A 17,851-nucleotide genomic window follows, 5' to 3' on the forward strand; every position below is an offset into this window, starting at 1 on the left:
GTTCCCGAAGGGCGGTAACGTCCACGCCGTGGGAAAGACGTACGAGGGCGGCGTGCCGCTCGCTGAGGTGGTCCGGTCAGGTTTCGTTGAGGGCGTGCATCGTGGGTCGGTGGTGGCGCTCGACGCGACTGGCGCGGCGGTGGCGAAGGCGGGGGATGTGACGTCGCCGATCTTTCCCCGATCGTCGAACAAGCCGTTGCAGACGGTCGGGATGATCCGTGCGGGCCTGCGGCTGGCCGACTCGGCTGACCTCGCCCTGGTCTCGGCCAGCCACGAGGGGGAGGACTTCCACCGGGCCCGGGTCGGTGGGTTGCTGGCGCGGGCCGGGCTCGACGAGTCCGCGTTGCACTGCCCGCCGGACCTGCCGGCGGACGAGGAGGCGAGGGCGGCGGTGTTGCGCGCCGGCGGTGGCCCGACCCGGATCCAGATGAATTGCTCCGGAAAACACACCGGAATGCTGCTGACCTGCCAGGCGGCGGGTTGGCCCGGGGAGGGGTACTGGCGCAGCGAGCATCCGTTGCAGGAGCGGTTGCGGGCAGCGGTTGAGGAGTTCACCGACGAGCCGGCGGCGGCGGTCGGGATCGACGGCTGTGGCGCACCGGTGCTGGCCGTGTCGTTGTCCGGCCTCGCGCTGGCGTACCTGCGGCTGGTGCAGGCGGAGCCGGGCTCGCCGGAGCGGGCGGTGGCGGACTCGATGCGGGCCCATCCGGAGATTGTCGGCGGTACGCGGGCCGACGACAGCCGGATGATGCGGGCTGTGCCGGGGCTACTCGCGAAGATCGGGGTGGAGGGGGTCATCGCCGCGGCGGTCCCCGGCGTCGGCGCGATCGCGTTGAAGATCGACGATGGTGCCGGCCGGGCCCGGATGCCGGTGCTGGTCTCCGCGTTGCGCCGGCTCGGGGTGACCGCACCGGCGTTGGCGGTGTTCGCCGAGGTCCCACTCCTCGGCGGTGGGCGGCCGGTAGGCGCCATCCGGTCGCTCTGGTGACCCGCTCTGACGAAAGGTGATTTGGTGTGGTGCTGGCTGCGGCTCGGTGGCCAGCACCCGGACGGCGGGGCACACCCCTGTGCTAACTCTGGCTAGCATTTTGCTTGCAGGAGTTAGCACCGCGAGCTAGCGTTGAGTTATGGCCAGTGGTAAAGACCTTCCCAACATCGGCGGGTTCATTCGTGACCTGCGCCGGAGTGCGAAGATCTCCCTCCGGCAGCTGTCCGAGCAGGCGGGTGTCAGTAACCCGTATCTGAGTCAGATCGAGCGCGGGCTGCGCAAGCCCAGCGCGGAGGTGCTTCAGCAGCTCGCCAGCGCGCTGCGGGTCTCCACTCCGGCGATGTACCTACGGGCCGGGCTGCTGGACGACCGTGAGGGGCAGGGCGTACTCGCCGCGATAGCCGTGGACCCCGACCTGACCATGGCACAGAAGCAGTCGCTCACCCAGATTTACGAGACGTTCCGTCGAGAGAACGCGCGGCTCGCGGAGGCCACCGCCGCCGCCGATGCGGCGTCGGCCGAGGCCGCGACCGGCCCGGTCACCACCGAATCGGTCGCCGCCCCGTCCACCACCGAAGTCACGACCGGCACGGTCACCACCGAATCGGTCGCCGGTTCGCCCACCACCGAACCGGAGCCGGGCCCGGCCCAGCCGTCCGGGACCTCCGCCGACCTGGCGAACATCGCGGTCACCGGCCCAACGACGACCGGGGGCACGCCGACCGGTGGTGCGTGAGTCGCATCGCCATCGACCCCGACTCCATTCCCGTCCCGACGCCAGTGCAGCAGTCCGCCCGAAGGGTGACCCCGAAGCCGCCGACGCGGCCAAAGAGGAGAAACGATGACTAGTCAGCCGAAAACCAGTCGTATCCCTGCCCCCCTCTACGCCGCCGCCGGCGCCGGCGATCTGGCGTACCAGCAGCTGCGAAAGCTTCCCGCGGCCGTGACCGAGCTGCGCAACCGGGTCGCGGCCGACCTCGGCACGGTTAACGGGGCCGAGCTGCGCCAGAAGGCCACCGAGACATTGCGTACGGCGACCGCTACCGCTGAGAACCTGCGCCGGCGGGCCGCCAGCGACCTGGACCTCAGTCGGCTTCGGGAGACCGCCACCCGCAACGCAGCCGTTGTGGTCGCCAGTGCGCAGGCCGCGCAGGAGCGGGCAGTCACCACCTACGGCGCGCTCGTCGGCCACGGGGAGCGGGTCGTCGGTGCTGGCGTGCTCGAGGCCGCCGACACGGTGAACACCGACATCGAGACGACCGAGCAGCCGCCGGCGCCCACTCCGGCGCAGCTCGCCGAGGCCGCTGAGGTCAAGCCGGCGGCCGTCACGAAGCGTGCCACCAAGGCCGCCGGCAAGCCGGCCTCCTCGGCGACCAAGTCACCGCGCGCGACGAAGCGGACCCCGCCGGCCCGCGACTGACCTCCGGCGACGGGTGAGTGTCCGGTGACGCCGAAGACCCCGGAAGCGGCCTGACGGACGCCTCCGGGGTCTTCGGCATATGCTTGCCGGCATGGCCATCGCCGCGCCGTTCGCTTTTGAGGTTCGCTACGTTATAGAGCTGATCCTGCTCGTCTTCGCACTCATCGTGCAGGGAGTCGCCCTGGTCCACGTCATCACCCAGCGGTCCGACGCGTTCGCCGCGGTCGGCACCCTTCCGAAGGGTGCATGGGCGGCGATCCTCGCCGTCTGTCTGGTGCTCACCCTGCTTGGCTTCGGCCCGATCAGCCTCTTTGGCCTGGTCGGTATCGCCGCTGGGTTGATCTATCTGCTTGACGTCCGGACTGGTCTGCGGGACCTCCGGGGCGGCCGGGGGAACTCCTGGTGAGAGGCTTCCGGTGGCCGCCCCCACCGGATGGCGGCCCCCGCACCTGGGGCCCCGGGCCGAGTGCTCCCCGCACCGGTCGGCCGGCACTGCCGGAGCCGGAGACCGAGCTGGTCGCCACCCCGCACGGCGTCCACCTGGAGCAGTTGGTCACCGGCACGGGTGACCCGGTCACCGTCTTCGCGCACGGTCTGGGCAGCGGCATCGCCACCACCCGTCCCTTCGGTAGTGGCGTCACCGGTCGCAGACTCTTTTTCCAGTTCCGTGGGCATGGTCGTTCCGCCGCACCGACCGGGCCATGGACCTACCACGATCTCGCGCGCGACCTGCGGTCGGTCGCCGACCGGGGGCGCGCTACCCGGGCGTTCGGCGCGAGCCTCGGCGCGGGTGCGCTCTGCCGGCTACTCGCCGACAACCCGACGCGCTTCGACCGGCTGGTCTTCTATCTGCCGGCGGTGCTGGACCAGCCGCGGGGCGATGCCGCCCGTCGCCGGCTGACAGCGCTACTCGACGCGCTCGGCAGTGGTGATGTCGGTCAGCTCGCGGAGGTGGTCCAGCTGGAGCTTCCACCGGCCATCCGGAACACGCCGGCCGGCTGGGCGTACCTCCGGCAGCGCCTTGATCAGCTTATGCGGGACGGTCTCGCCTCGGGACTGGTTGGCCTGCCCGAATCAGTGCCGGTCCGCGACGCCGCTGAACTCGCCGAGGTCACGGCGCCGGCTCTGGTGATCGGGTGTGTGGGCGATGAGCTGCATCCGGTTGCGGTCGCCGAGCGGCTCGCCGCCGCGTTGCCCCAGGCCACCCTGCACGTGTACGACCGGCCTGGGGTCCTCTGGGCCAAGCGTGCTGACCTGCGGGAGCGCATCTCCGCCTTTCTCAACGAGTAGCCCGGTGGGCTTCGGTGACCCGCGCGGTGTTGGTCCTGCCGTGGGAGTAATCCCGGGTGTGGGTGTTTGCAGTGGATACCCGCTTGTGTCCCGCGCTGGAGGCATTTGACCGAGCTTCACGTTGAGCCCACAATGATCCTGCATCGTCATTGATGGCTACCCGTTTGCCAGGGATCGGAGCTCATGACCGAATCGTCCAAACCCGGCGATACCCCGGCCGACGAGGTCGGCGTCCGCCTGCCAGAGTGGCCACCGCTGGCAAGCTACGACGAGCCCACCGAAGTGCCAAAACGCGCCACCTCGAACCTGGGCGATTCACCGCATCCCGACGGCGTACCTCAGCCGAACAGCGGAGCTCAGCCGAACCGTCGATCGCAGCCGGAGGAGGCCGATCGCGGACCGGACAGCTCCGGTCGCCGGCCCCTCCGCCCGGTCAAGGGGTCTGCGGATGCTCGCCGTTCAATCCCGGCACGTCTGCGGAGTCAGGGCATCGTCGCCGCGAGCTTCCTGGGGATCATCCTGACCGCGGCCGCCTTGAACGCGCTCCAACGCTCACCGGCCGACCCATCGTCTCGCCTCACCATCGACTCTGTCGCCAGCACCGCAGCCAGTCCGGCAGCCGCGCCATCGGAGTCATCGCCCACCCAGTCCTTGCCCCTGCCCCCAACACCAACGCCGACCCACGTCCCAACACAAACCCCAACCCAAGCCCCGACGTCGCCCCCCGTCGCGATGGCCGCGACCACGCAGCCGCCGCCGTCCGAGACTGCGACGCAGAACTCCACGCAACCGGCATCGTCGGCACCAAGTGAGCCGCCCGCGCTTCCGCCCCCACCGGCAGACTGCACAACGAACTACACGATCATCGAGTCTTGGCCGGGTGGTTTCAAGGGCGAAGTCAAGATCAAAAATAACACCTCCACTTCCTGGACCGGGTGGAGAGTCGAGTGGACCTGGCCCAGCGGGCAGAAGCTAACCGAGGTGTGGAACGGCTCGCTCAGCAGCTCGGGGGCCTCGGTGACAGTGACCAACATGTCGTACAACGGCACTCTGGCTCCGGATGGCACGACCACCTTTGGCTTCCTCGCCGACATCACCGGTACGAACCCGGCGCCGACCATGACCTGCGCCGGCCGCTGACGCGACCTAGGCTCGGCGACCATGAACGCATCCCCCGCTCTCGCCGCGCCCGTGACCGGGGCAGCCGGCCGATTCTTCGCCGGTGTCGGCCTCTTCCTGCGTGGTATAGGCCTCTACCTCCGCAGCCCCGGCCTGATGCTGCTCGGCGTCCTACCGGCGCTGATCTCCGGAGCGTTCTTCGTCGCTGCGTTCGGCACGCTCGTCTACTTCGTGGACGAGCTGGCCGCGCTGATCACGCCGTTCGCCGACAGTTGGTCCGCCGTCGGACGAGGTCTGGCGCGGGTAGCCGCCGGCTTGGCGCTGCTCGGGTTGGGTGGCCTGCTCGCAGTGGTCGCGTTCACCGCCGTCACGCTGGTCATCGGGGACCCGTTCTACGAGAAGATCTCCGAACGGGTCGAGGACGGCCTCGGCGGTACGCCCCACGCGGTGGACGTGCCGTTCTGGTCGTCGCTGCGGCACAGCATCGTTGACTCACTGCGGCTGGTGGGGTTGGCGGTGCTGGTCGGCGTACCCCTCTTTGTCGCCGGCTTCATCCCGGTGGTCGGTCAGACCGTGGTGCCGGCACTCGGTGCGACCATCGGCGGCTGGCTCCTCGCGGTGGAGCTGGTCGGTGCCCCCTTCTACCGCCGGGGGCTGCGGTTGGCCGACCGCCGGGCCGCCCTCCGGGCCGACCGGCCGACCGCGCTCGGCTTCGGGGTGGCGGTGTTCGTCAGCTTCCTGATCCCACTCGGTGCCGTGCTGCTCATGCCGGCGGCCGTCGCGGGCGCCGCCCTGCTGGCCCGCCGCGTGCTCGGCCAGCCCACCACTGTGGGGCCGACCGGGACCACCCAGGACGGCGCGTGACGCGCGGTCGCTCAGCTCATCTCCCGGAGGCAACTCCACTGGGCGGCGACCGGCCGGTAGCCGAGCCGTTCGTTGATCGCGAGCATCGGTTTGTTCGCCTCGTCATTGCCGGTGTATGCGACCGTCACCCCACTGGCCGCGGCCCGGCGTAGGGCACCCAGCTTCGCCGCCAACGCGAGCCCTCGCCCCCGGTGTTCCGGCCGGGAAGCGGTGTAGTCCGACCACATCCGTGCACCGTCCCGTTGGACCAGGCTGATTGCCGCCAGGACGCCGTCGACCTCAACGCCGGTGCTGGCCTCCCGGTCCAGGCCGATGTTGTCCCAGGTATCGGCCCGCCAGTGCTCGTAGGTGAGGGCGTCGGCGGCGACGTCTCCCGGCTCGTCGGCGCTAGCGTCGCGCTCCACCTCGTACACGTGGTGGGGGTCAACCTCGGACAGCGGCACCAGCCGGGCGCCCGGGGGAACGGCCAGGGGTGGCAGGTCCGTCAGCTCGAGCGCGGAGAAGCGTTCCTCGCGGCTGGGTAGGAAGCCGCGCCGCCGCGCGTACGGCAACGACTCGGGTAGCACCCGCCCGCGTAGCAGCGGGAGCCGGAGCGGGGCGAGGTGGTCGAGGGCGGCGGTCAGCAGTCCGCTGCCGATGCCGTGTCCCCGATGGTCCGGGTGGACATGCAGGAGCGAGATCTCGCCGACGCTTCGGTAGGAACTGGCGTTGCGGAAGGCCGAGACCCAACCGACGATCTCGTCGTCCACCTCGGCGACGAACGCGGTCCAGTGCCGCCGCCCTGGAGGTGGTTGGGAGATCATCTGGCGCGTCGTCGCCACCCCGCGAACCAGATGCGGAAGAACTCGGGTGCGGAGCGCCACCATGGCAGGCGCGTCGTCGGGCTGCGCGGCGCGGATCCTCACGCGACGCTTACGGCGGCGACCGCCTCGACCTCAACGAGCTGATTGGGGTAGCCAAGCACGGTCACCCCGAGCAGGGTGCTGGGCGGGTCGTGGTCGCCGAAGGCGTCCCGGACGACCTGCCAGGCGGATACCAGGTCGGGTTGGTGCGCCGAAGCCACGTACACCGTGGCTTTGACGACATCGGTGAGGCGGGCACCCGCTGCGGTGAGGGTGGTCTCCAGATTGGCCATCACCTGCCGGGCCTGGGCGGCATGGTCACCGGGGGCGACCGTACGGCCGTCCACGTCGAGCGGGCACGCCCCGGCGGTGAAGACGAGGCGTGTTCCCGGCTCGACGGTGCTGACGTACGCGTACTCGGCCTGGGCGAGGGCGGAGACATGGCGGAGTTGGGGCATGAAGGAACGCTAGTGCAGTCCCGACGGTTGCTCGATCTGTTTTCGTTGGCGGGCTCAACCAGAGTCGCGGAGGATCAGCTCGGTGGGGAGCACCAGCGCCGGTTCGATCGACTCACCGGCCGCGAGGCGCAGCAGCTGGCGGGTCATTCGGCGGCCGATCTCCTGGATCGGCTGGCGGATGGTGCTCAGGGGCGGGTCGGTGTACGCGGCGGTCTCGATGTCGTCGAAGCCGATCACCGCGACATCGTCGGGCACCCGTCGCCCCGTCGCGCGTAGCGTCCGCAGGGTGGCGTGTGCCATCAGGTCGGAGGCGGCGAAGACCGCGTCCAGGTCGGGGTGCGCGGCGAGGAGCTGCCAGGTCGCGGCCACCCCCGACTCGCGGGTGAAGTCGCCGTACGCGACCCACTCCGGCAGCCCGGCCGGGGCCACCGCGGACCGGTAGCCGGTCAGCCGTTCGATCCCGCCCACCATGTCCTGTGGACCGGCGATGGTGGCGATGCGCCGCCGGCCGCTGTCGATCAGGTGTTGGACGGCCCGGTGCACCCCGCCGATGTGGTCAACGTCGACGTAGGGGACCGGGGTGCCGCCGAGCGGCCGGCCGCTGCACACCACCGGAATGCCCAGCCGGGCCAGCCGGCCGGGGAGCGGGTCGGCGCCGTGCAGCGAGGCGAACAGCACCCCGTCAACGTGCCGGCCGGTGGTGTACCGCTCCACCCGTTCGTGCCCGGCCGGCGAACCGGCCAGCATCAGCACCAACTGCTTGTCGGCCGCCTCCAGCTCCTGGGCGGCGCCGCGGATGATGCCGGGGAAGTACTGGTCATCGGAGAAGACCCGGGCAGCCGCCTCCGGCATGATCAGCGCGACCGAGTCCGTTCGCTGGGTGACCAGGCTGCGCGCGGCCAGGTTCGGTACGTAGCCCAGCTCGTTGATGGCTCGCCGGACGGCTTCGCGGATCGGCTCGGCCACTGTGGTGGAGCCGTTCACCACCCGGGAGACGGTGGCTCGGGAGACACCGGCGCGGCGTGCCACCGCCTCGAGCGTCGGCCGTTGCGCCGTTGTCATCGCCCTCCCCGGAGCCCGCTCCCGGTTCGCCCTCCCCCGCTCAGAGCCCGTTCCGGGAGATCACCTGGTGGTACCAGTGGGCACTCGCCTTCGGCGTGCGTCGCTGGGTCCGGTAGTCGACATGGACGATCCCGAACCGTTTCCGATATCCCTCGGCCCACTCGAAGTTGTCCAGGAACGACCATACGAGATAACCGCGGAGATCCACCCCGCGGGTGATGGCCTCGTGCGCGGCGCGGAGATGCCCCTCCAGGTAGGCGATCCGGTCGGTGTCCACCACCCCGCCGGCCCCCTCCGTCGCCGGCTGGTCCGGGCCGGGTGGCGACGCGTCGCGGTCCGGGAAGGCTGCCCCGTTCTCAGTGATCATCAAGGGCACGCCCGGGTAGTCGGTGGCGAGGCGTTCCAGCAGTCGGGTGAGCCCGGCCGGCTCGATCATCCAGCCCATGTCGGTCAGCGGTCCAGCAGGTGGCAGGAACTCGACCGCTCCGTCGGTGCCGGGGAACGCCCCGCCGCCGCCGGCGCCGTCCGGCTTACCCGCGACGTAGATGGGCGCGTAGTAGTTGACACCGAGCAGGTCGATCGGGGTGGCGATCACTTTCTCGTCGCCGTCTCGGAGGAACGCCGGCGGCACGATTCGGGCGAGGTGCTCCAGCACGTCCTCCGGGTACGCGGCCCGGAACAACGGGTCCAGGAAGATCCGATTGTGGAGCCCGTCGACCAGGCGTACCGCGGCGGCGTCGGCGGTGCTGTCCGGGTCGGCGGGGCGGACGTCGGCCGGGTTGAGTGTTATTCCGACGCTCCCCGCGCCGGCCGCGTGCAGCGCCCGGGCTGCCAGGCCGTGCCCGAGCAGCAGGTGGTGCACGGCGGTGAAGGCGGCACCCGGGTCTGTGATTCCGGGAGCGTGCACCCCGTTGCCGTAGCCCAGGTACGCCGAGCACCACGGCTCGTTGAGGGTGGTCCAGGAGTCCACCCGGTCACCGAGGCGACCGTGGACGGCGGCCGCGTACCCGGCGAAGTGCTCCGCGGTCTCCCGAGCGGTCCAGCCGCCGCGGTCCTGCAGGGTCTGCGGCAGGTCCCAGTGGTAGAGCGTGACCATTGGCTCGATTCCCCGGGCCAGCAGCGCGTCCACCAGGCGGTCGTAGAAGTCCAGCCCCCGCGGGTTGACCGGGCCGGTGCCGTCTGGCTGGACCCGGGGCCAGGACACCGAGAACCGGTACGTCTGGATCCCCAGCCTGGCCATCAGCTCCACGTCGTTGGTGTACCGGTGGTAGTGGTCGCAGGCGACGTCACCGGTGTGGCCCTGGTAGACCTTTCCCGGCGTTCGGCTGAAGGTGTCCCAGATCGATGGTGCCCGGCCGTCTTCGCGGGCCGCACCCTCGATCTGGTAGGCCGCTGTGGCCGTGCCCCAGCGGAAGTTCTCCGGAAATTGAAGCGCGCTCATACGACAGTTCCCTCCGTTTGCGCAGCGTCTCCCGATTCGTTACCCGATGTCAAGAGAGCGCTCTCCCTGGCTGGGCTCAGGTCCGTGCGGGCGGGTGGAGAGCCGGGGGCGGCTCGTGCGCGAACAGCCCCCGGCCGGGGGTGGTGCCGGATGTGGCCGCCGGCGTCAGCCGGTCCGGAGACCAGCCAGGAGGGCGCGTTCGCCGGTCACCGCCAGGGTGTCGAAACTGACTCGCCCCCAGAGTGCGAGCAGCAGATCGCTGGCGGTACCGACGACCTGGACCCGGGCGTGATGATCGTGGTCATCGAAGATCGTGGATGTGTCCAGTAGGGCGACCCCTCCGCCGCGCAACCGCAGGAACCACTCCTGCCCGACGTCGGAGGCCGACAGGTGTACGACGCCGTGCCACTGCCCATGATCCGGACGTCGTCCGGCCGGCAGGCAGGTGTCGAGCACCTCGCTCACCCCGTCAGCCGCGAGCTTCGTCTCGATCGGGTCGCCGGCGCCGATGGCGAGCTGGGCGTCCCAGCGGTGCAGCGCTGTCTCGTGTGCGATCCGGCGAAGCCAGAAGCCGGCCTTCTTCGGCTGCGGTGCCCAGTTCCATGCCGGCGCCTCCGGATCCAGCGCGTCGAAACGCACCAGCAGGTCGTCGTACGCCTGCTGCCACAGCTGGGGGTCGGTCTCGCCCGGATTCGGCTCCACCAGCTCGGAGCGGAGGGCCGGCGGGGTGACCGAATTGGCGGACACGGTCCCCTGTACCCAGCGGTAGACGCTTGCCAGGTGTCGGGTCAGGTCGGTCACTGTCCAGCCGGGACACGAGAGCACCGGAGCGTCGGCCGGTGCTTCGGCGATCGCCGCGGCGAAGGCCGGCCCCTCCACCCGCAGCGCCCCGATCCAGAAGTCCTTCGTGCCGTGCGTTCTGTTCATCGCCATCCTCCCGGGGGTGACCGGGCCACCAGTGGGTGCCGCGGCTATCCCTCAGCTTAGGGTGATGAGCGTGGCAGAGGTTCTCCAGTCGACATCCGGTGCCCAACGCGACGCCGAGTGTCATTTGTCGCGATACACGACACTTCGTCTCGGCGGCTGGGCTTCCCGCGTGGTCACCGCCACCAGCGCGGATGACCTCGTCCGCGGGGTGCGGGAGGCGGGGGAGCGCGGCGAGCAGGTCCTGGTCCTCGCCGGGGGTAGCAACGTGGTGATCGGCGATGCGGGCTTCCCCGGGACAGTGGTGTTGGTCCGGTCCCGGGGCCTGCGGGTCGTTGACACCGACACCGACACCGACACCGTCACGGTGCGGGTCGAGGCCGGTGAGCCCTGGGACGACCTGGTTGCCCACACCGTGGCCAGCGGCTGGTCCGGCCTGGAGTGCCTCTCCGGGATACCTGGCTCCACCGGCGCGACGCCGATCCAGAACGTCGGCGCCTACGGGCAGGATGTCGCCGAGACCATCACCGGGGTGCAGGTGTACGACCGGGTGGCCGGTACCACCGGTCGGATCGAGGCCCGTGACTGCGGGTTCATCTACCGGTCCAGCATCTTCAAGTACAGCGACCGGTGGGTGGTGCTGTCGGTCGACTTCCGTCTCGCCCGATCGCCGCTGTCCAGCCCGGTCCGCTACGCCGAACTCGCTCGGGCGCTCGACGTGGCGGTCGGTGACCGGGTGCCACTGGCGAAGGCCCGCGACGCCGTGCTGCGGCTACGCGCGGGCAAGGGCATGGTGCTCGACCCCACCGACCCGGATACCTGGTCGGTGGGCTCGTTCTTCACCAATCCGGTGCTGGACCAGGCCGACCACGAGCGGCTGCGGGAACGGGCCGCCGAGCTCGGCGAGCCACCGTCCTGGCCCGGCGCCGACGGCACGGTGAAGGTCAGTGCCGCCTGGTTGATCGACAAGGCCGGCTTCGGCAAGGGCCATCCGGGTCCGGAAGGCGTCGTCACCATCTCCACCAAGCACACCCTGGCGTTGACCCACCGTTCCGGCACCGCCCGGACCGAGGACCTGGTGCGCCTGGCCCGCGAGATTCGCCACGGGGTGCAGGCCCGCTTCGGTGTGACCCTGCACCCGGAACCAGTCCTGATCAACTGCGCCCTCTGACCCGGCCGGTCAACGGGTCGGCAGGGGAGCCACCGCCCAGTCGATGGGTCAGCGGGGAGCCACCGCCACCCAGTCGACGGTGACCAGGCCCTGGCGCCAGCGGCGGGGTTGGTACGCCAGCGGCCAGCCCCCGTCCCGAACGGCGGTCACCGTACGCAGCCAGCGGTGGCGGGGACCGAAGGGGGCGTAGGGGGCAGCTGCCTGCCAGGCGCGCTCCAGCGCCTGAAGCAGGGCGTGGATCGGCTCCCCCTCGACGTTGCGGTGGATCAGGACTTTGGGGAGCCGCTCGGCGAGCCGGGCGGGGCTGTCCAGGGTGGCCAGCCGGGCGCCCAGGGTCAGGGTGCGGGGGCCGCCCGCGTCGATCAGTACCCACCCGCCGAGCCGCCCCAACTCGTCGCAGGTCCCCTCGACCAGCACGCCGCCCGGGGCGAGCGCACCGGTCATCGTCGCCCAGGCGCCCGCCACCGTACCCTCGTCGTACTGGCGTAGCACGTTGAAGGCGCGGACCAGGACGGGGCGGAGACCGGCCAGCTCGAAGCCACCCCGGGCGAAGGTGAGCCGGGGTGGGTCGGCGACCGGTTGGGCGGCGGCGACGCGGACCGGGTCGATCTCCAGCCCGACCACGCGTACGTCGGGGCGGACCGCGTGGGCCAATCGGGAGCGCAGCTCGACGGCGGTGACCCCGGTGGCGCCGTAGCCCAGGTCCACGACGAGCGGGTCCGCTGCCGCCCGCAGCACGTCCCCGCAGGTGGTGGCGATCCAGTTGTCCACCCGGCGCAGCCGGTTGGGGTTCGTCGTCCCGCGGGTCACGACGCCGAGCGGACGTCGTGCCGGCACCGCCATCACCCGGCTCAACCGGCCCGGTGGACCTTGTGCTGCGCGGCCTGCGCCAGCGGACGGACCACTAGCCGGTCCACGTTTACGTGCTGCGGGCGGGTCGCGCACCAGGCGACACAGTCCGCCACATCGTCGGCGACCAGGGGCTCGGACACGCCGGCGTAGACGGCGTCCGCCCGGTCGGCGTCCCCGCCGAAGCGGACCAGCGAGAACTCCTCGGTCCGTACCATCCCGGGGTCGATCTCGACGACCCGAACCGGCCGGCCGCACAGCTCCAGCCGCAGCGTGCCCGCGACCGCGGTCTGCGCGTGCTTGGCGGCGGCGTAGCCGCCCCCGCCCTCGTACACGGTGAAGCCGGCGGTAGACGACACGACGACGATCGTGCCGGCTCCGGAGGAGACCAACGCCGGTAGGAGCGCCTGGGTGACCCGCAGCGTGCCCAGGACGTTGACGTCGTACATCCACTGCCAGTCACCGACCGCGCCGGTCTCCACCGGGTCCAGGCCACGTGCCCCCCCGGCGTTGTTGACCAGCAGGGTGACCGGACCGGGCGCGGCTGCCGCTGCGGCGGCGAGGCGGGCCACCGACTCATCCGAGGTCACATCGCAGCCGACCGCGGTGGCCGACCCGCCGTTGGTTTCGACCTCCCGGACCAGGTCGGCGAGGCGATCGGTGCGCCGGGCGGCGGCCAGGACGTGGAACCCCTCGGCGGCGAGCCGACGGACGGTGGCCGCCCCGATCCCGCTGGATGCGCCGGTGACGACAGCGACGGAATTCATCCGCCCATTCTGGCCCCGAGCCCGAGGGCGGGGGCGATGAGGTCCGTCACGCCCGGGGATGGCCGGGAGGATTTACCGATCCCCGATCGGGAAGATGACACCCGGCGTGGAGGTTGACCGAGAAGCGCCGGTCGTGCGGGACGGCAACCGTGACAGAAGGAGCGGACGTGGCGGAACAGCACACCGGTGTCGGTCGTCAGCGAGGTGCCCGTCCGTGGCCCCGGCCCCGCCGTATCGCGACCCTCTCCGTGCACACTTCGCCGCTGCACCAGCCCGGCACGGGTGACGCGGGCGGGATGAACGTCTACATCCTGGAGGTCGCCCGGCGGTTGGCCGAGGCGAACGTCGAGGTTGAGATCTTCACCCGGGCGACCGCAGCCGACCTGCCGCCGGTGGTCGAGATGGTGCCGGGCGTGCACGTCCGGCACATCATCGCCGGACCGTTGGGTGGGCTGACCAAGGAGGAGTTGCCCGGCCAGCTCTGCGCGTTCACCGCGGGGGTGCTGCGGGCCGAGGCCGCTCGGGCGATGGGGCACTACGACCTGATCCACTCGCACTACTGGCTCTCCGGGCAGGTCGGTTGGCTGGCCAAGGAGCGTTGGGGGGTTCCGCTGGTGCATACCGCGCACACCCTCGCCAAGGTCAAGAACGCGCAGCTCGCCGCCGGGGACCGGCCGGAACCCAAGGCCCGGGTGATTGGCGAGGAGCAGGTGGTGGCCGAGGCCGACCGGCTGGTCGCCAACACCAAGACCGAGGCCGGTGACCTGATCGACCGGTACGACGCCGACCCGACCCGGGTTGAGGTGGTCGAGCCGGGGGTGGATCTGGCCCGGTTTCGCCCGCCAGCCGGTGATCGCGCCCGGGGGAAGGTCCTCGCCCGTCGTCGGCTGGGCCTGCCCGAGCGTGGGTACGTGGTGGCGTTTGTCGGCCGGATTCAGCCGCTCAAGGCCCCCGACGTGCTGATTCGCGCGGCGGCGGCGCTGCGCCAGCGGGATCCGGTGCTCGCCGACGACCTGACGGTGGTGGTCTGCGGTGGCCCCAGCGGCAGCGGGCTTGAGCGGCCGACTCGCCTGATTGAACTGGCTGCCGAGTTGGGCGTCGCCGATCGGGTCCGGTTCCTGCCGCCGCAGACCGGCGACGACCTGCCCGCCCTGTACCGGGCGGCCGACCTGGTGGCGGTCCCGTCCTACAACGAGAGCTTCGGGCTCGTCGCGTTGGAGGCGCAGGCCTGCGGGACGCCGGTGGTGGCAGCCGCCGTAGGCGGTTTGATCACCGCGGTACGCGACGACGTCAGCGGGGTCCTCGTGGATGGCCACGACCCGGTCACGTGGGCCCGCTCGCTGGGCCGCCTGCTGCCGGACGCCGGCCGGCGCGAGGCCCTGGCCCACGGTGCGCAACGCCACGCCCGTAACTTCTCCTGGGATCGGACAGTGCGCGACCTCTTGGATGTTTACGGCGCGGCGGTCGCCGAGCACCGCAGCCGATCGTCTGGCTTCGCTGCCTGTTCCCGGTGAGACCCGGCGCCGATCGCCGGTGACCGAGGCCGGACCGGCGCGGGACGCGGCTGGGCGGGAGCGGTCGTAGAGTGGGGCGGTGAACGGGAGAAGCGAGCTCGGGGCGTTGATCGAGGCGGTCTGCGCGGAGCGGGACCTGGCCTGGGAGGCCACCGGCCCGAACTCGTACGCGGTGACCCTGCCGGGCACCCACAAGCTGCGGACGACCTGCAACCTGATCATCGGCGAGTACGCGCTGCGGGTCGAGGCGTTCGTGATGCGCCAGCCCGACGAGCGCCGCGAGGAGCTGTGGGCGTGGCTGCTGCAGCGCAACGCCCGGATGTACGGGGTGTCGTTCTCCATCGACGCCGTCGGTGACGTCTACCTGACCGGCCGGGTGAATTCGGCGGGCGTGGACGCCGACGAGTTGGATCGGCTCTTCGGATCGGTGCTCACCTACGCCGACGAGTCCTTCGACACGATGCTGGAGATCGGCTTCGGTAGTTCGATTCGGCGGGAATGGGAGTGGCGGGTCAAGCGGGGCGAGTCGACCGCCAACCTCGCGGCCTTCGCCCACCTGGTTGAGCGGGCTGACGGCGGTGCGGCCGCGCCGTCAGCTGGGACGCCTGCCGCCGGGAACCCGACCGCCGCACCCGGGGATTCGACGCTGTCCTGACGGGTACGCCCCGGTGTGCGGTGCGGTATCTGGGGCCGGCCGCGCGCCGAGGACGGACTGGCGGAGGAGCGTTCCATGGCTCAGCGAAGCAGCGCAGGCCGCGGTGGTACGGCGACCCGGACCGCACGCCGGCCAGGAAACCAGACCCCGAATACGCCGGAGGTGTCCGAAGCCACGATCTCCCGGATGCGGGTGGACGAGATTCGGGGGCAGTTGCGCCAGCACGGCGTCTCCGGCACCTCCGCGCTGCGTAAGCCGGAGCTGGTGCGGACGCTGGTGAAGACCCTGCGGGCGGAGCGCCGATCGGGCGGGACGAAGGGGCCGGGCCGCCGGGCGACGCCCGGCGGACGGTCGGCGGGTGGTGGACGGTCGGCGGGTGGCGCCGCGGTACGCACCGGGCCCCGTACCTCGCGGTCGGTGCGGTCCTCGCAGGTGATCGCCACCCTGACGGATCGGCCGGAGCGTCCGGGCCGGAGCCTGGTCACCACGAACCACGAGGTGATCCGACGGTGGGCGCGGGAACGCAACGCGAAGCCGGCGACGATCCGGGGCACCGAGCGGGATGGCCGGGCCGGTGTGCTCACCTTCAACATGCCGGGGTATCGGCAGAGCCCGCGGGTGCGCGAAATCACATGGCGCGAGTGGTTCCGGACCTTCGACCTGCGAAAGCTGAACTTGATCTATCAGGAGCGGCTGCGAGACGGCAGAATGAGCAACTTTTTCCGTACCGAGTCACCCGATCGGGAGGACGGATGAGCTGTTTGCCGGAGTTGCCCGCGGGTAGACCGCTGGTGGCCGGAGGGCGGACCGGACCGCGGGCAGCCGGTTTGTGACCGGTGAGACAGCCGGTCAATTTGTATCCGTATTCCGGGCGAACTAACTTTATTGCACCGTGCGACGCTCGGTTCCGTTCGGGGGAGCGGAGGATCGATCAGATCCGAGCATCGAGTGTGGCGCGGGGACGGGTGGAACAACACCGTTGGGGGACGGTGTCCACCTGTTGACCGGCGGCGTGAGCGGGCGCCGCTTACGGGGGTGAGTGTCGCCCGCCGCCGCCGGTCGTACGTGGCGAAGCGCCCACCGTGACGAACTCACGTTGGGCGTACGCAGCGAACGCCCATCGTGACGAACTCACGATGGGCGTTCGCTTACACGGTGGCCGCGGCATCCGGCTGGGGGAGCTCACCCCACCTCGGTGGTCTGCCGCTGCCCGACCGGGGCCGGCGGCGGTTGGTTGACTGTCCGCAGCGCGGCGGCCCGGCGCTCCCGGGCCGGTCCGGAGATCAGATGTGCCGCCGCTACCAGTCCGCCGAGCAGGGCGCAGCCCAGCCAGAGTGTGGCGTTGCCGGCCCCCTCCCGGAGGAGCCCGCCGAGCACCGGCGCCGCGGCGCCAGCGATCTGCCAGGAGAGCGAGAAGACCCCCTGGTAGCGACCGCGTAGCTCGGTCGGGGAGAGCTCGGCGATCAGGGTGGCGTTGGACGGCGAGTTGAGCATCTCGCCGACGGTCCAGATCAGGACGGTCAGCCCGTAGAACCAGGCGGTCTCGGCGAACGCGGTCAGTCCGAACCCGGCCCCGAGCACCACCGCCGACAGTGCCAATACATGGGACCGGCTACGGCCCTTGATCAACCGTGGTACGAAGAGCTGGCCCACCACGATCAGCACCCCGTTGAGTGCGATCACCGAGCCGTAGGTGGCGGGGCTCAGTCCCGAGTCGGCCATTGCGATCGGCAGCATCGAGATGTGCTGGAGCATGACTATCGCGGCGAAGAGGTTCAACGCCACGAACCCGAGGTAGATCCGGTCGGTCAGGATGGCACGCAGCGCCCCGGTCGGGGCTTTCGGCCCGCCGGTGGCGACCAGCGGTTGGCGGGTCTCGCCCACCTTGAGAAAGATGATCAGCGTCATGATCAGGGTGGTGACCGCGTCCACCACGAAGAGCAGCAGGTAGCCGGCCCCGGTCGCGAACCCCGCGAGGATCGCGGCGCAGGCGAAGCCGAGATTGATGGCCCAGTAGTTCAGGCTGAAGGCGCGCAGTCGGTCCTTCGCCGGCACCACGTCGATCATCATGGCGCCGAAGGCGGGCCGGGCGGCCTCGGCGAAGAGCCCGAGCAGGAGGGCGCCGAGTGCGATGGACCAGAGGTCCCGGGCGAAGCCGAGGGCGAGCATCATGCTCGCGGCGCCGAGGTGCGCGGTGAGCAGGGTGGGCCGGCGGCCCCACCGGTCTGCGAGCGTGCCACCGACGGTGGTGCCCACCGCGCCGCCGACGCCCCACAGTCCCAGGACCAGGCCGGCCTGGGCAGCGGAGAAGCCCCGCTCCTGGGTGAGGTAGATGGCGAGGAAGATGAGGACGAACGAGCCGAGCCGGTTGATCAGGGTGCCGGTCCAGAGGTACCAGAAGGAGCGGGGGAGGCCACCGGCCGTCTCGAGTAACCAACCTCGCATCGTTCGCACTCAACGCCCCGTTCCGTAATGATCAGTTTCCGC

At 70.9% G+C, this 17,851-nt stretch carries 19 protein-coding genes; 11 read left to right on the top strand and 8 right to left on the bottom strand.

All coding sequences use genetic code 11. From position 1 onward, the window contains the following. The first annotated feature begins 28 nt into the window (after window positions 1-28). The 7 genes from SALPAC4_RS0111710 to SALPAC4_RS0111745 all read left to right on the top strand — a co-directional run bounded on the left by SALPAC4_RS0111710 (window position 29) and on the right by SALPAC4_RS0111745 (window position 5,681). Window positions 29-988, top strand: a complete 960-nt coding sequence (locus tag SALPAC4_RS0111710; RefSeq protein ID WP_027644596.1) for an asparaginase — start codon at window positions 29-31, stop codon at window positions 986-988. A 139-nt stretch (window positions 989-1,127) separates the two neighbouring features. After that, window positions 1,128-1,724 (top strand): helix-turn-helix domain-containing protein, encoded by a 597-nt coding sequence (locus SALPAC4_RS0111715; protein ID WP_019870482.1) that lies wholly within the window; start codon window positions 1,128-1,130, stop codon window positions 1,722-1,724. Window positions 1,725-1,829: 105 nt separating this feature from the next. Continuing rightward, on the top strand, window positions 1,830-2,408 hold the full coding sequence (locus SALPAC4_RS0111720) for a hypothetical protein (RefSeq protein WP_019870483.1): 579 nt from the start codon (window positions 1,830-1,832) through the stop codon (window positions 2,406-2,408). A 91-nt stretch (window positions 2,409-2,499) separates the two neighbouring features. Further along, window positions 2,500-2,814 carry a DUF2516 family protein gene (locus SALPAC4_RS0111725; protein ID WP_026271676.1) on the top strand — a complete coding sequence of 105 codons (315 nt, stop codon included), beginning with the start codon at window positions 2,500-2,502 and terminating at the stop codon, window positions 2,812-2,814. Beyond that, entirely contained in the window at window positions 2,811-3,698 is an 888-nt protein-coding gene (locus SALPAC4_RS0111730) for an alpha/beta fold hydrolase (protein ID WP_019870484.1), read from the top strand. Before SALPAC4_RS0111725 ends, SALPAC4_RS0111730 begins: the two co-directional genes overlap by 4 nt. 732 nt (window positions 3,699-4,430) lie before the next feature. After that, window positions 4,431-4,838 carry a cellulose binding domain-containing protein gene (locus SALPAC4_RS28460; protein WP_223874735.1) on the top strand — a complete coding sequence of 136 codons (408 nt, stop codon included), beginning with the start codon at window positions 4,431-4,433 and terminating at the stop codon, window positions 4,836-4,838. 21 nt (window positions 4,839-4,859) lie between these two features. Beyond that, complete coding sequence (locus tag SALPAC4_RS0111745) at window positions 4,860-5,681, top strand: EI24 domain-containing protein (RefSeq protein WP_019870487.1); 822 nt, start codon at window positions 4,860-4,862, stop codon at window positions 5,679-5,681. An 11-nt stretch (window positions 5,682-5,692) separates the two neighbouring features. On the opposite strand, the gene SALPAC4_RS0111750 is transcribed toward SALPAC4_RS0111745, so the two are convergent. The 5 genes from SALPAC4_RS0111750 to SALPAC4_RS0111770 all read right to left on the bottom strand — a co-directional run bounded on the left by SALPAC4_RS0111750 (window position 5,693) and on the right by SALPAC4_RS0111770 (window position 10,411). Further along, window positions 5,693-6,586, bottom strand: coding sequence for a GNAT family N-acetyltransferase (locus SALPAC4_RS0111750; RefSeq protein ID WP_027644595.1), 894 nt, complete (start codon window positions 6,584-6,586; stop codon window positions 5,693-5,695). Next, complete coding sequence (locus SALPAC4_RS0111755; protein ID WP_019870489.1) at window positions 6,583-6,981, bottom strand: RidA family protein; 399 nt, start codon at window positions 6,979-6,981, stop codon at window positions 6,583-6,585. The genes SALPAC4_RS0111750 and SALPAC4_RS0111755 overlap by 4 nt, the downstream gene beginning before the upstream one ends. A gap of 54 nt (window positions 6,982-7,035) precedes the next feature. Next, window positions 7,036-8,043, bottom strand: a complete 1,008-nt coding sequence (locus SALPAC4_RS0111760; RefSeq protein WP_019870490.1) for a LacI family DNA-binding transcriptional regulator — start codon at window positions 8,041-8,043, stop codon at window positions 7,036-7,038. Between the two features lie 40 nt (window positions 8,044-8,083). Next, a complete protein-coding gene (locus tag SALPAC4_RS0111765; RefSeq protein WP_019870491.1) occupies window positions 8,084-9,484 on the bottom strand; it encodes a GH1 family beta-glucosidase in 1,401 nt (466 codons plus the stop codon). 165 nt (window positions 9,485-9,649) lie between these two features. Continuing rightward, complete coding sequence (locus SALPAC4_RS0111770) at window positions 9,650-10,411, bottom strand: maleylpyruvate isomerase family mycothiol-dependent enzyme (RefSeq protein WP_027644594.1); 762 nt, start codon at window positions 10,409-10,411, stop codon at window positions 9,650-9,652. Between the two features lie 64 nt (window positions 10,412-10,475). Between SALPAC4_RS0111770 and SALPAC4_RS0111775 the strand changes: the two genes are divergently transcribed. Beyond that, entirely contained in the window at window positions 10,476-11,579 is a 1,104-nt protein-coding gene (locus tag SALPAC4_RS0111775) for a UDP-N-acetylmuramate dehydrogenase (protein ID WP_027644593.1), read from the top strand. Window positions 11,580-11,627: 48 nt separating this feature from the next. Here SALPAC4_RS0111775 and SALPAC4_RS0111780 read toward each other — a convergent pair whose 3' ends face one another. Further along, on the bottom strand, window positions 11,628-12,422 hold the full coding sequence (locus tag SALPAC4_RS0111780; protein WP_019870494.1) for a class I SAM-dependent methyltransferase: 795 nt from the start codon (window positions 12,420-12,422) through the stop codon (window positions 11,628-11,630). Window positions 12,423-12,430: 8 nt separating this feature from the next. After that, a complete protein-coding gene (locus SALPAC4_RS0111785; RefSeq protein ID WP_019870495.1) occupies window positions 12,431-13,195 on the bottom strand; it encodes an SDR family NAD(P)-dependent oxidoreductase in 765 nt (254 codons plus the stop codon). 167 nt (window positions 13,196-13,362) lie between these two features. Here SALPAC4_RS0111785 and mshA point away from each other — a divergent pair, with 167 nt between their 5' ends. The 3 genes from mshA to SALPAC4_RS0111800 all read left to right on the top strand — a co-directional run bounded on the left by mshA (window position 13,363) and on the right by SALPAC4_RS0111800 (window position 16,120). Beyond that, window positions 13,363-14,709: a D-inositol-3-phosphate glycosyltransferase gene (gene mshA / locus SALPAC4_RS0111790; protein WP_019870496.1), complete on the top strand. Its 1,347-nt coding sequence runs from the start codon at window positions 13,363-13,365 to the stop codon at window positions 14,707-14,709. A gap of 79 nt (window positions 14,710-14,788) precedes the next feature. Further along, entirely contained in the window at window positions 14,789-15,364 is a 576-nt protein-coding gene (locus SALPAC4_RS0111795) for a type III secretion system chaperone family protein (RefSeq protein WP_019870497.1), read from the top strand. Window positions 15,365-15,439: 75 nt separating this feature from the next. Then, a complete protein-coding gene (locus SALPAC4_RS0111800) occupies window positions 15,440-16,120 on the top strand; it encodes a hypothetical protein (RefSeq protein WP_027644591.1) in 681 nt (226 codons plus the stop codon). Window positions 16,121-16,546: 426 nt separating this feature from the next. Here SALPAC4_RS0111800 and SALPAC4_RS0111805 read toward each other — a convergent pair whose 3' ends face one another. Further along, complete coding sequence (locus SALPAC4_RS0111805) at window positions 16,547-17,809, bottom strand: MDR family MFS transporter (protein ID WP_019870499.1); 1,263 nt, start codon at window positions 17,807-17,809, stop codon at window positions 16,547-16,549. Window positions 17,810-17,851: the final 42 nt, after the last annotated feature.

Origin of the sequence: Salinispora oceanensis (assembly GCF_000383575.1) — a bacterium.
Classification (GTDB): domain Bacteria; phylum Actinomycetota; class Actinomycetes; order Mycobacteriales; family Micromonosporaceae; genus Micromonospora; species Micromonospora oceanensis.